This is a genomic window from Rhizobium sp. WSM409, assembly GCF_057653825.1.
Window position 1 is genome coordinate 3,096,583 of sequence record NZ_CM172794.1, and the last position, 13,219, is coordinate 3,109,801.

12 protein-coding genes are annotated in these 13,219 nt (G+C 62.2%); 3 read left to right on the forward strand and 9 right to left on the reverse strand.

What is annotated here, in order from left to right:
- Window positions 1–846: an anti-sigma factor family protein gene (locus AC25BC_RS15515; protein ID WP_012758481.1), complete on the forward strand. Its 846-nt coding sequence runs from the start codon at window positions 1–3 to the stop codon at window positions 844–846.
- Between the two features lie 324 nt (window positions 847–1,170).
- On the opposite strand, the gene AC25BC_RS15520 is transcribed toward AC25BC_RS15515, so the two are convergent.
- Window positions 1,171–2,151, reverse strand: coding sequence for a quinone oxidoreductase family protein (locus AC25BC_RS15520; RefSeq protein WP_128438226.1), 981 nt, complete (start codon window positions 2,149–2,151; stop codon window positions 1,171–1,173).
- Window positions 2,152–2,156: 5 nt separating this feature from the next.
- Between AC25BC_RS15520 and AC25BC_RS15525 the strand changes: the two genes are divergently transcribed.
- A complete protein-coding gene (locus AC25BC_RS15525; protein ID WP_017994837.1) occupies window positions 2,157–2,666 on the forward strand; it encodes a winged helix-turn-helix transcriptional regulator in 510 nt (169 codons plus the stop codon).
- A gap of 100 nt (window positions 2,667–2,766) precedes the next feature.
- On the opposite strand, the gene leuA is transcribed toward AC25BC_RS15525, so the two are convergent.
- The 3 genes from leuA to AC25BC_RS15540 form a co-directional block, all read right to left on the reverse strand.
- Entirely contained in the window at window positions 2,767–4,518 is a 1,752-nt protein-coding gene (gene leuA, locus AC25BC_RS15530) for a 2-isopropylmalate synthase (RefSeq protein ID WP_017994838.1), read from the reverse strand.
- A 429-nt stretch (window positions 4,519–4,947) separates the two neighbouring features.
- On the reverse strand, window positions 4,948–6,177 hold the full coding sequence (locus tag AC25BC_RS15535) for a benzoate/H(+) symporter BenE family transporter (RefSeq protein ID WP_017994839.1): 1,230 nt from the start codon (window positions 6,175–6,177) through the stop codon (window positions 4,948–4,950).
- A 209-nt stretch (window positions 6,178–6,386) separates the two neighbouring features.
- Window positions 6,387–6,971 (reverse strand): ATP-dependent Clp protease proteolytic subunit, encoded by a 585-nt coding sequence (locus AC25BC_RS15540; RefSeq protein WP_003561390.1) that lies wholly within the window; start codon window positions 6,969–6,971, stop codon window positions 6,387–6,389.
- A gap of 324 nt (window positions 6,972–7,295) precedes the next feature.
- On the opposite strand from AC25BC_RS15540, the gene AC25BC_RS15545 reads away from it, so the two are divergent.
- Window positions 7,296–8,087: a DUF2076 domain-containing protein gene (locus AC25BC_RS15545; RefSeq protein ID WP_012758486.1), complete on the forward strand. Its 792-nt coding sequence runs from the start codon at window positions 7,296–7,298 to the stop codon at window positions 8,085–8,087.
- Window positions 8,088–8,212: 125 nt separating this feature from the next.
- Here AC25BC_RS15545 and queF read toward each other — a convergent pair whose 3' ends face one another.
- The 5 genes from queF to AC25BC_RS15570 all read right to left on the reverse strand — a co-directional run bounded on the left by queF (window position 8,213) and on the right by AC25BC_RS15570 (window position 12,989).
- Window positions 8,213–8,677 (reverse strand): preQ(1) synthase, encoded by a 465-nt coding sequence (gene queF, locus AC25BC_RS15550; RefSeq protein ID WP_012758487.1) that lies wholly within the window; start codon window positions 8,675–8,677, stop codon window positions 8,213–8,215.
- Window positions 8,677–9,591, reverse strand: coding sequence for a CDF family cation efflux transporter EmfA (emfA, locus tag AC25BC_RS15555; RefSeq protein WP_012758488.1), 915 nt, complete (start codon window positions 9,589–9,591; stop codon window positions 8,677–8,679). The genes queF and emfA overlap by 1 nt, the downstream gene beginning before the upstream one ends.
- A 153-nt stretch (window positions 9,592–9,744) precedes the next feature.
- Window positions 9,745–10,416, reverse strand: coding sequence for a DUF2161 domain-containing phosphodiesterase (locus tag AC25BC_RS15560; RefSeq protein ID WP_012758489.1), 672 nt, complete (start codon window positions 10,414–10,416; stop codon window positions 9,745–9,747).
- A gap of 15 nt (window positions 10,417–10,431) precedes the next feature.
- The gene (locus tag AC25BC_RS15565; protein WP_003541831.1) at window positions 10,432–10,671 is read right to left on the reverse strand and encodes a hypothetical protein; all 240 of its coding nucleotides are present in this window, start codon (window positions 10,669–10,671) and stop codon (window positions 10,432–10,434) included.
- A 128-nt stretch (window positions 10,672–10,799) separates the two neighbouring features.
- Window positions 10,800–12,989, reverse strand: coding sequence for an anthranilate synthase (locus AC25BC_RS15570; RefSeq protein ID WP_012758490.1), 2,190 nt, complete (start codon window positions 12,987–12,989; stop codon window positions 10,800–10,802).
- Between the last annotated feature and the right edge of the window lie 230 nt (window positions 12,990–13,219).

The following is a 13,219-nucleotide window of genomic DNA, read 5'->3' on the forward strand; positions in this document are numbered from 1 at the left end:
TTGCTCGATCTTAGGAAACTGCCGCTCGAAGCCCAGCTCACCGCCCTTCTCGACGGCGAAGTCTCGCCCGAACAGCGGCACGAACTGGAGCAGCGCTTGGCAAGCGACGAGAATGCGCGCCGGCTGCATGAGAAGCTGCGCCACGGCGCCGATTTCGGCCGCCGCCGCCTCGACGATATCCTGAAGGAGCCGGTCCCGCTTGCCCTGGTCCGCTCTATCAAGAGCACACAGCCGCCGAAGACGCCGATCGCCCAGCGCGCCACGCGCCCGCAAGTGAAACTGGCGCCGAGCGGCCCGCAGGCACTGGCCGCCGCCCTCATCCTCTTTGTCGTCGGTTGCGGCATCGGCTATTTCGTCGGCACAGCCCCGGATGCCGACGAGATTGCCACCACGGCTACCACCAATACGGCACCGGTCAATACCAGCGACTGGCTGGGCGACGTCACCGCCTATCAGCGCTTGCTGATCCGCCAGCCCCGTCATCTCGTCGAAGTGCCCGCCTCGCAGGCCGAGGAAATCTCCAGCTGGCTGACGACCGCAATCGGCGTCCCCTTCCGCGTGCCGGATCTGAGCGCCGAAGCCTGGACCTTCCAGGGCGCGCGCGTCATCCTCGGCGACAGCCGCCCCGTCGGACAGCTCGTCTATTCGAATGCCGATGGCGACATCATCTCCATTTGCTTCCGCAAGGACGCGCAGCCGCCGGAGACCGACGATTTCAAGGAAACGATCAAGGACGAGATCGGCCTCGTGACCTGGCACAATGCCGGCACCTCCTACGTACTCGCCGGCCCCTCCGCCGAAGCAACGCTCGGCCAGCTCGCCATGGAGATCGCCACCGCGATCTGATTGCCGGAGCATGATGCCGAGCAGTATCGCCCGACATCGTGCGTCACGTTGATTTAGAGCCTTTCCGGGTTAGATTGAAGCATTCTGCCGGAGCAGGTTTTCGTCAGGGCAGAGGCGATTGGCGAAGGGCATACCTCTTGGTACGTCCGAGCCGATCGCCTCTGATCCTGGCGTAAAGATGCCCGGCCCTTCGGGTTGGCTGAAACGGGCCGGCTGATCGACCGGCCGGCTTGGCCGTAGAGCCTGGCTACGACGCGCGCCGGCCGGTCGACCATCCGACTCCGTTTGAGCCAACAGAATGCTTCAAGCTGGCCAGGAAAGGCTCTAAGGCACCAGCACCACCTTGCCGACCGCCCGCCGATCTTCGATGACGCGATGCGCTTCCGCCGCTTGATGCAGTGGGAAACGACCGCCGTCGATAACCGTCAGGGCGCCCGTCGCGGCAAGCTCGAAGAGCGCTGCAAGATCCTCACGCACCCCCTGAGGCGTCAGCAGCTCCAACAACGAAAATCCCTTGATCGACTGGTTGTGATCAAGCATGCCCTCGACATCTGCGGCCCCGAGCCCGAACCGCCCCATCGCCGCCAGCACCAGTTCCCCGCAAGGCGCCAGCGCATCGAGCGCCGCCCTTGAAAACGCGCCGCCGACGGTTTCATAGATGACATCCGCGCCGGGCCCTCCGGTCACCCTCTTGACATCCTCCTGCCAGCCGGGCGCCGTATAATCGACCGCATGATCGGCGCCAAGCGACAGGGAAAGCGCCCTCTTCTCGTCACTGCTCGCCGCCGCGATCACCATCTTCGTCCCGTCGCGCCTCGCCAGCGGCAGGAGGAGCGAACCGACACCGCCGGCTGCCGCATTGACGAGAACGTTTTTGCCTTTCACTGGACTGCGGCGTAGGAGGTGCAGCGCCGTCAACCCCTGCACCATCAGCGCGGCGGCCGCCTCGAAAGAAACCGCACCGGGCAGTTGCACCACCGCCCCGCCATCGACCGCAACGAACTCGGCATAACCGCCCGAACCGCGCCCCATCGCAAAGAGAGGAACGGCAACGCGCGTACCAATGAGCGAGCGGTCGGCACCAGGCCCTGCTCGCTCGATCGTACCCGCGACCTCGACACCGGGAAACATCGGCAGGTCGGGCGTCACGGCATAGCGGTCGGCCCGCATCAACACCTCGAAGAAGTTGACGCCCGCCGCGTGGACGCGGACAAGCACCTCGTCCGGTCCCGGCTCGGGGACCGGCAGTTCCACGAGCTCGAGGACATCTGGCGGACCGAAGCGATTGAATTGGACGGCTTTCATGGCAGGTGAACCTCACGTCTGATTGGCGTGGGGCAGGTTTAGCAATAGAACATCAGATGAAAATACACACTCTTTCGTGCCCTACCCACCAGGAGGTGACCATGGCTGAGCCGATGAAAAGACTCCCCGAGCTGCCCGTCGAACGCGCGCTGAAGGTGATCTCGGGGCGCTGGAAGCCGGTCATCCTCTATTACGTCTTCTCCGGCCCGAAGCGTCTGTCGGAGCTGAAACGGATGATGCCCGCCATTACCCAGAAGGTGCTGATCCAGCAACTGCGCGAGATGGAGGAGCACGGGCTGGTCGCCCGCCAGATCTTCGCTGAAGTCCCCGTCCGCGTCGAATACAGCGCGACCGAACTCGGCCTCGGCCTCGAACCGGTGCTGCTGGCGCTCTGCCAATGGGGTCAGCGCCATGCCGAGGCGCGAAACGAAGCCGCCGATATCGCCGACTGCATCGTCAGGCCGCGCCGCGCTACAGCGCAGCGCGTCTTTTCAGACGCGCATAAGGCGCTGTAACACTTTGAATTGCTACATAATTTTATCCTTAAATCGATTCCGATTTAAGGAATTATGCAGTAGAGCGGTCTCGGCCTGAGACCTAACCGACAAAGGCCGATTAGGCTTTGCCGGCCTTCACGTCGAGGACGCGGTTGGCGGCCGAGACGATCGCTTCCAGCGACGCCGCGACGATGTTGGTATTGATGCCGGCGCCGAAGAGCTTGCCGCCGGGATAGGAGATCTCGACATAGGAGATCGCCGCTGCGTTCGAGCCATGCTGGAGCGAATGCTCGGAATAGTCCTCGACCGACATGTCGACGCCGAGATAATGCGACAGCGCATTGATGAAGCCGTCGATCGGACCGTTGCCGCGCCCTTCGATGCGCTTGATCTCCCCATTGTCGGTGATCTCGGCTGCGACGATCCGCTGGCCCTTGTGCTCGGTGTCGGGATAGGTGTGATGGTCGACGAAGCGCAGCCGGCCTTCCGGCTGCGTCACGTAGCGCTCGATGAAGCGGTCGTAGATGCGCCGGGACGGAAGCTCTTTGCCCTCGACGTCGGTGATGCGCTGGATGTCCTCGCGGAATTCCACTTGCAGGTTGCGCGGCAGGTTCAGCCCGTAATCCTGCTGCAGGATATAGGCGATACCGCCCTTGCCAGACTGAGAGTTGATGCGGATGATCGCCTCGTAGGAACGACCGACATCGCGCGGGTCGATCGGCAGGTATGGGACTTCCCACATCGGATGATTGGCGACCTGCGCTGCCTTCATACCCTTGTTGATCGCGTCCTGATGCGAGCCGGAGAAGGCGGTGTAGACCAATTCTCCGACGTAAGGATGGCGCTCGCCGATCGCCATCTGGTTCGAATATTCGAACACTTCCTTGATGCGTTCGATATTCGAGCAGTCGATCTCGGGATCGACGCCTTGCGTGAACATGTTCAGCGCCATCGTCACCATGTCGACATTGCCGGTACGCTCGCCATTGCCGAACAGCGTGCCTTCGACGCGGTCGGCACCTGCCAGCAGTGCCAGTTCGGCAGCGGCAATGCCGGTGCCGCGGTCGTTATGCGGATGCAGCGAAACGATCAGGTTCTCGCGATTGTCGAGGTTGCGGCACATCCATTCGATCTGGTCGGCATAGACGTTCGGCGTCGCCATCTCGACGGTGGACGGCAGGTTGATGATCAGCTTGTTATCGGGCGCCGGCTTGACGACCTCGATGACGGCGTTGCAGATCTCCAGCGCCACATCGAGTTCCGTGCCGGTAAAGCTCTCCGGGGAATATTCGAAACGATAACCGCCGCCGGCCTTCGTGGCCATATCGGTGATCATCTTGGCGGCATCGACGGCGATCTGCTTGATGCCCTGCACATCCTTGGCGAAGACGACGCGGCGCTGCAACTCGCTGGTGGAGTTGTAGAAATGCACGATCGGCCGGTTTGCGCCTTCCAGCGCTTCGAAGGTGCGGGTGATGAGTTCCGGGCGGCACTGCACCAATACCTGCAGGGAGACGTCGTCGGGCACATTGCCCTCCTCCACGCACCAACGGGCGAAGTCGAAATCGGTCTGTGAAGCCGAGGGGAAACCGATCTCGATTTCCTTGAAGCCCATCTCGATCAACAGCTGGAACATGCGCGCCTTGCGATCGTGGCCCATCGGGTCGACGAGTGCCTGGTTGCCGTCGCGCAGGTCGACCGAGCACCAGACCGGTGCCTTGGTAATGGTCTTCGTCGGCCATGTGCGGTCGGGAATGTTCACCTGCGGATAGGCCCGGTATTTTGCCGCGGCATCGGGCATGCCTTTTGCGGAATTCGTTCCGCTCTTTGAGGCCGCTTTATTCTCGGAGGATTGCGTCTTCGCGTCCATCGTATCGTCTCCTCGTCCCGGCATTTGCCCGCTCTTAGCCGATCACGTCGGGCTTGGCGATAAACAAATGCGGACCTTGTCGGTCGTTAGGTCAATTTTGAAAGTGAGTCGCGAGGAGCGATGGCCGGGCGGGCTTTCGGCCGCCGGGCGCTCCTCAAAGGACCCGACAACCGCGCGTAAGGCCGAGGAGAAGAAGCGAGGTCAGGGCGCGCGTATTGTCACGCAGGGCAATGCGGCCGCGTGCAATCGTGTCAGAAATTCTGGCGCCAGTGGTCTTCATGAGCGCGCTTATAGCCTCGGACGGTAGAGCTGGCAAGTCCTTGCCCGGCTTTTGATCGCCGCCAACATTCGACCAACTGCCCATCTATTGCCGGCGGAGTTGCTTGAAAGCGCCAGGATCCGGCATTTGAAGGGCAGAACGACCTTCCGTTACCTCGACTGAGCTCGGTCTTTCCAAAGCCTCACCAGCCGCGACAGCGCCAGCATCAGCCCACCCGCGAGCAGGCCCCAGAAGGCGCCGGAAATACCGCCGAAGGAAACGCCGGAGGCGGTGACGAGGAAGGTGATTGCCGCCGCCTCACGTGAGTCCGGCGCCTGGAAGGCCGACATTGCCGAGGACGAGAAGGCGCCGACCAGCGCCAGGCCGGCCACCGCCTCGATCAGGATGGAAGGCGCAAGGGCGACGAAGGCCGTCACCGCGCCGGCGAGCAGCCCGAGAATGATATAGCCGACACCGGCGATGAGTGACGCCCAATAGCGCCGCTTCGGATCGGCATGGGCGTCCTGTCCGGCGCACATCGCCGCGGTGATGGCCGCCAGATTAACGGCGTGGCCGCCGAACGGCGCCGACAGCAGCGAGAAGAAGCCGGTGACGGCAAAGAGCGGGCCGGGCTTCGGATCGTAATGGTTGACCTTCAGCACCGCGATACCCGGAATGTTCTGCGAGGCCATGGTGACGATGAAGAGCGGCAGCGCGATCGAGATGAGGCCGGCAAGATTGAACACCGGTCGGACGATTTCCGCCGTTGGCACCAGTGATTGTTCCAGCGAGCCGAGCGCACCGTCAGGGATATCGACGCCGAAGGCGAGCACCAGCACGAAGGCCGCGAGTGCTGCCGGCACCGCCCAAAGCCGCTTGAAGGCGCCGACGACGATCCAAGCGACGACGATCGGCAGGCCGAACAGCGGATTGAAGCCGATCGCCTTTACCGGCGCGAAGCAGAGGCCGATCAGCACGCCGGCGAGCATTGCATTGGCGAGTGGTGCCGGAATGGCGGCAACCGCTCGCCCGAGCGGCTTGAACAGTCCCGCAAGGATAATCAGCGCAGCACAGATCAGGAATGCCCCGACCGCCGCATTGAAGCCGCCCTCGATCGCCCCGGTGCTTGCCAGCAGTGCGGCACCCGGTGTCGACCAGGCGATGCTGACCGGCAATCTGGTCACGGCACTCAGCACGATCGCGCAGACGCCCATGGAAATCGACAATGCCATCAGCCCGGAAGCCGCCTGTACATCCGTGGCGCCGACCGCCTGCAGCCCGTGCAGTACAACGGCGAAGGAACTGGCGGAACCGACGAAGGCGGTCAGCAGCCCCATGAACAGGGCTTGGACGGAAAAATCTTTGAGCATGGCGGGACTCGAGCTGCGCGAATGCCGCATGGAGCATGATGGTTGCCGCAGGCGCAAGTCTGGATTCAGTGCTTTCCGTTCAGACCTTGCCGCTAGGAGATCATCTCCGTTCAAGCACTAAAGCCTTTCCTGGCCAGATTGCAGCATTCTGACCAGGAAAGGCTCTGGCCGAAAACAAAACGCCCTCACCTGCGATCGGCAGGCAAGGGCGGGTTCTTGGCAGCTTTGGCTGAGAAAACTTAGATATCGGCCTGCGACGTCACGATCCGTGAAACGAGGCCATACTCCTTCGCCTCTTCGGCCGAAAGCCAGTAGTCGCGATCCGTATCCTTGTCGATCTTGTCGAGCGGCTGGCCGGTGGCCGCTGCCATGATCCTGTTCAAGCGCTCGTTCATCTTGATGATCTCGCGCGCCTGGATTTCGATGTCGGATGCCATGCCGCGCGTGCCGCCGGAGGGCTGATGCAGCAGGAAGCGCGTGTTCGGCAGGCACAGGCGCCGCTCCTTCGGAGTGGCGACATAGATCAGCGCGCCAGCGGAGGCGACCCAACCGGTGCCGATCATCCAGACCTTCGGCTTGATGAACTTGATCATGTCATGAATGGAATCGCCGGATTCGACGTGGCCACCGGGCGAATTGACATAGATGCGGATGTCCTCGTCGCTGGCCGCGGCAAGTGCCACAAGCTGCGAGCAGACCTTCTGCGCCAATTCCTGATTGATCGGTCCGTAGATGAAGATCGAACGCGACTTGAAAAGATTCGCCTCCGTTTCCTTGCCGAGCGGCAGTTCCTTCGTCTTGTCGTCCTGGTCTTCGTCGTTCATTCGAACCTCTTGGAGATGAATTCGGGTTCCTCGCACATAGTGCGACTCAATGCCTAAAACAATGCGAGAAAAACACAAGGCACCGAAGCGATGGAGATATCCTTAAGAAGCCGCGCGCCGTTCTGCAAGCCTTACTGAATTGTAACGGCGAAAGGCTTTGAAAAGCTAAATCGGTTCCTACCTCAACCTCACGCGGCAAACGCCGCCAGCGCATAACCCCGAAATCGGAATCGATTGTCGGAAAGGATTATGCGCAGTTTTAAATTGATAGAGCGTCCTTAGCGCGTCCGACGCGCGGCGCTCTAGATCATTAGGAGACAGGACATGTCACCCGAAGAACGCCAATTGCTGACCGCCCTCTTCGACCGCGTACGCACCGCCGCGGCCACACCGCGCGACCGCGACGCCGAGGCCCTGATCGACCAGGCGACGCGCGAACAACCCTCCGCCACCTATTACCTGGCCCAGGCCGTCATCGTTCAGGAAAAGGGGCTTGAGGCAGCCGCCAACCACATCAAGGAACTCGAAGAGCGTGTCCGCCAGTTGGAAGCCGGCGAGAGCGAACACCGTCAGGCCGAGCAGGGCGGCGGCTTTCTGAGCTCGATCTTCGGCAACACCCAGACGCAGCAACCGGCGCCAGTCCCCTCCAATCCTGGCCCCTCCAATCCCGGTCCCTGGGGCCAGCAGTCCCGCGGCTATGACGATTCCCGCGGCTACGAACGCGATGTCCGCCAGCCGCCGCAACAGCCGACCGGCCCCTGGACCCAGCAGGCCTCTGCGCCGTCTGCCGGCGGCAGCTTCCTGCATGGCGCGCTCGGCACGGCGGCAGGTGTCGCCGGCGGCATGCTGCTTGCCAACTCGCTGAGCGGCATCTTCGGCAACCACATGTCCTCGCTCGGCTGGGGCTCGCCCTTCGGCGCCAATCCCTTCGGCAATGCCAGCGCGCCGACCGAAGAAACCGTCATCAACAATTATTACGGCAATGACGACACCCGCCAGGCCGCGGACAACACGGCCGATGACAAGGACAACAGGGCCGACCTGCAGCAGGCCGATTACGACGACGGCGACGATTCCATCGACGACTCGTCCGGCGACAACGTTACGGATGTTTGAGGTGTAGCGGCCGGAGACGGATAGCGATTGCCGCACCGTTGCCCGGCCCTTCGCTCTAGGCTCAGGGCGTTCGCCGCTGCAATCGATTCACTGGATCGATTGGTCGGGCTTTGCCCGACCGCTGCTCACCCACGGCCGCGATAGGTGGCAACGCCCTGCTCCGGCAGCCAGACGCCTTCCGGCGGCTTGCCCGTCTGCCAGAAGACGTCGATCGGAATACCGCCGCGCGGATACCAGTAGGCGCCGATTCTGAGCCACCTGGGATCAAGCAGTTCGACGATGCGCTTGGCGATGTAGACCGAACAATCTTCGTGGAAAGCGCCGTGATTGCGGAAGGAATGCAGGAAGAGCTTCAGCGACTTCGATTCCACCAGCCATTCGCCCGGAATGTAATCGATGACGATATGGGCGAAATCCGGCTGCCCGGTCATCGGGCAGAGCGAGGTGAATTCCGGCGCGGTGAAGCGCACGACATAATCGGTGCCGGCATGGTTGGACGGCACTTTTTCAAGCACCGCCTCCTCAGGCGATTGCGCGGTTTCGGTTTGCTGACCCAGCATCGACAGGCTGGAAACATCTGTATTCGGCATCATGCCTCCTTGACGACTTTGACGCGGATGCCGTGAGCCTTCTCGCCCTCCGGCTCCACATGAATTGCGATCGTGGCGCCCTGGTGCACCGCCCTGATGGCATCCTCAAGGCGGTCGCATATATCATGCGCCTGCCGCACCGACATCCCGCCGGGCACCACCATGTGAAAATCGATGAAGGTGACGGTGCCCGCGCGGCGCGTTTTCAGGTCGTGCACGCCGATCGAGCCCTCCGCGTGGGCAGCGATCGCCTGTTTGATCGCCTCCTCCTCCTGCGGCTCGACCGCCTGGTCCATCAGCCCGCCGATCGATTGCGAGATCACCTTCCAGCCCTGATAGAGGATGTTGACGGCAACGAGGATGGCGAGCACCGGGTCGAAGATCGCATACCCCGTCGCCAGCGCCAGCAGCAGGCCAATGAGCACGCCGACAGAGGTTACGACATCGGACATGATATGCTGCCCATCCGCCGTCAGCGCTGGCGAGCGATGTCTGCGTCCGGTTCTGATCAGCAAGCGCGCCCAGATCGCATTGATGACACCGGCCGCGAAGTTGATCGCAAGGCCGAGCACGGGTGCATCCAGCATGCGTGGCTCGGCGAGATAACCAACCGCCTCGTTGACGATCAGCAGGGCAGCGACGACGATCAGCGCGCCCTCGGTAACCGCTGACAGATATTCCGCCTTATGATGGCCGAAAGGATGGTCGTGATCGGCCGGCTTTTGCGCATAGCGAATGACGAAGAATGCGATGAAGGCTGCGACGACGTTGACCGATGATTCGAGCCCGTCCGACAGCAGCGCCACCGACCCGGTGAACCACCAGGCCACCATCTTCAGCCCCATGACGCCGAGCGACAGCGGAATCCCCCACATCGCCAACTTGCGAACCGTAAGATCGCCGTTGTCACTCATATCGTTCCCCTGCGGTTGCGAATGAATTGCAGCTTTCAAGCCGTTGAAACGCAAAACCGCCCACGCGAATGTCGCGCAGGCGGTTCAGTTGATGGTGATATGGGGGAAGACGGCGGATTTGTCAAAGGGCAATGAGACTCCCTTCCGCGCGACTCAAGGAGCGGGGTCGGCGAGAACAATTTGCGGCCAGCGCAAGAGCGCGGCCTGCCCTGCAGGCGTCAGCGCATAAACGCCCTTCTCCTTGCGCTCGAACCATCCGTAGACGTTGTCGAGCAGGATGCGGCCGGCATTGGGCACCTGAGCCTTCATATCGCGCGGCCGCCCGACCCCACGCTCGATTGCGGCGGCGCAGAGCAGCACCTGCTGGCGATAGGCGGTCATGATCGGCGCCCGCGTGCTGCCGCCGATGGCGGGATCGCCGCGGCGGCGCTGATGCTCCTTGACGAGGCGCGTCCGCCGCTTGGGATTGGTGCGCGGCATCGGCGAGACGGAACTGACGATAACGCTGACCTCGCCGCTATCGGAGACGCCGAGCATGCCGATGCCGAGCCTGCGGCAGAGATCGCGATAGCGTTTGTCGGTCTCCCGCCCCCGACCCTTGGCGGAGACGCGGGCCGCGATCCAGACCTCATCGCTCATCGCCGCGCGATCGACCGCCTGGAGAACAAGCTCGAGGTTGAAGGAGAGCTTGAGTTCGCAGACCACCACGACCGGCGGCTCGGCATCGCTCAAGCCAACGAGATCGCACCCGCCGACCTCACCCTTCACGACATAACCCGCCGCCTCCAGGAAAGCTTTGACCGGCAGGTAGAGCGATGTCTCCATGCTGAAAACCGCGCCTCAGGCGGCGTTGAGATCGGCAATCTCGCCATATCGTGCAAGCAATCGCGGCGACGACATATCTCCGGTTTCTTCATCGACGATCACCGCATAGGCCGCCACGCCGACAAAACGCTCCGACATCGCCGAGGCAATTTTCTCCGCGCTGACGGAGTTCGATGCCTGGCGCATTTCACCGGGGACGAGATTGCCGCGGTTCTTGCGATAGGGAAGAACGATGAACTTTTCAGCATTGGCCACGTCGAATATCCCGATTGATCGTTCCTGAAATGTTCTGATTTGCCTGAAGAAGTCAACCGGCCTTTCGAAAACGGCCTGCCCCTCCCCGCAGTCGGGGGAAAGAGCAGGCCGAATAACCGTCGAAATCCTCAGGCAGCCTTCGTCTTCACCTTGCGCGCCAGATGCGCCACGACATTTTCGATCATCCGCATCCCGGCATCGCCACCGAGCGTCATGATGGATTCTGGATGGAACTGCACCGCGGCGATCGGTTCCTTCGCGTGTTCGATGCCCATGATCGTGCCGTCGTCGCTTTCCGCCGTGATGATGAACTCGCGCGGCAGCGTCGAAGGATCGGCGAAGATCGAGTGGTAGCGGCCGACCGTCACCTCCTTGGCAAGGCCGGAGAAGACGATGCCCGGCTCCAGCACGCGGATGCGCGAGGGCTTGCCGTGCATCGGCACCGCCAGATGACGCAACTCCCCGCCATAGGCTTCGGCGAGCGCCTGCAGGCCGAGGCAGACACCGAAGATCGGCAGGTTGCGCGCCCGCGCCTTCTTGATCGTCGCCTTGCAATCGAAATCCTTGGGCGTTCCGGGTCCCGGCGACAGCACAACGAGGTCCGGGTTCAGCCTGTCGAAGATTTCCTCCGGCACCGGCGTGCGCACGGTCGAAACCGTCGCCCCCGTCTGGCGGAAGTAATTGGCGAGCGTGTGGACGAAGCTGTCCTCGTGATCGACGAGCAGGATGCTGACGCCCTTGCCGACGCCTGCGACGTCGCGCTGAACCCTGCCGGAATTACCCGTCTTGGCGTCTCGGATGGCGGAAAGCATGGCAGAGGCCTTCAGTTCTGTTTCGGCTTCTTCTTCGTCAGGAATGGAATCGTTGAGCAGCGTCGCACCGGCGCGCACCTCGGCGATACCATCCTTGATGCGCACGGTGCGCAGCGTCAGGCCGGTGTTCATATCGCCGTTGAAACCGACCATGCCGATCGCCCCACCATACCAGGCGCGTGGGCTCTTTTCATGGCTCTCGATGAAGCGCATCGCCCAGAGCTTCGGGGCGCCGGTGACGGTAACGGCCCAGGCGTGGCTGAGGAAACCGTCGAAGGCGTCCATGTCGTCGCGCAGCCGCCCTTCGATATGGTCGACCGTGTGGATGAGGCGCGAATACATCTCGATCTGCCGGCGGCCGATCACCTTGACCGAACCCGGCTCGCAGACACGGCTTTTGTCGTTGCGGTCGACATCCGAGCACATGGTGAGCTCGGATTCGTCCTTCTTGGAATTCAGCAGCTTCAGGATCTGCTCGCTGTCGGCGATCGGGTCGTCGCCGCGCTTGATCGTGCCCGAAATCGGGCAGGTCTCTATGCGACGGCCGGAAACGCGCACGAACATTTCAGGCGAGGCGCCGACCAGATATTCCTGATGGCCGAGATTGATGAAGAAGGAATAGGGCGAGGGATTGATCGCCTTCAGCCGCTTTGAAATGTCGGACGGCTTGCTATCGCAGCGCTCCATGAATTTCTGCCCGGGCACGACTTCGAAAAGGTCGCCCTTGCGGAAACTTTCCTTCGCCTTGGTGACGAGCTCGGCATATTCGCCCGGTCGGTGATCGCTCTTCGGCGGAATGGCATCCGTGTGTTTGAAGGGCTCCGCGGCGATATCCTGGGCCTTGCCCTCGGTCGACACGCCGCCTTTTTCGAAGTCGTAACGGTCGACCCAGGCCTTGGCGGAATAGTTGTCGACGACGAGGATCTCGTCCGGCAGGTAGAGCACCATGTCACGCTGATCGGAGGGCCGCGTCAGCTTCAGATTAATCGCGTCGAACTGGAAGGCGATGTCGTATCCGAAGGCGCCGTAGAACCCGAGGCTTGCATCCGCCTGCGAATAAAATAGGTCGGTGACGGCGCGCAGCACGGTGAAGACCGTCGGCATCTTCGAGCGTTCTTCCTCGGTGAACACCCGGTCCGGCGTCTTGACGGTGAGGTCGAGGCGGCGGGCCGAGGAAGCGCCGAGCACGATGTCGGACACGGTCTTCAGCCGCTCGATCACGAAGCCGAGGATCACCTCGCCGCGTTCATTATAGGCCTCGATCCAGACGTCGCGCCCGAAGGAAGAGATTCCGAGCGGCGGATCGACGACGGCGGTATCCCAGCGCGTATAGCGGCCGGGATATTCGTAGTTCGACGAAAACACCGCGCCGCGGCGCTCGTCGAGCTTGTCGACATAGGAAGAGACCGCATCGCCGTAGGGGATCGCCCGCCGCTGCCGCGTGACCGTAATGCCGCCCTTGGTCTCGTAGATTTCCGCACCATCATCCCGCAGGATCGTTACCATTGTTCCACTCCGTTATCGGGGCCCGGACGACAGGCGGCCATAAAACAAAAAAAGCCGCCTCGAAGTTTCGGGCGGCTCACTCGTCGTCTTTGGACACGATTGGTCGAGGCCGCCTTAGCGAACCCACCACCAAACAGCAATGTTCAAGGACTTGATCATGAAAAATTGTTAGCCTGAGATCAGCAATTGCGCAAGAGGCGAATGCGGAATGAAAAGGGCGGCCCGAAAGC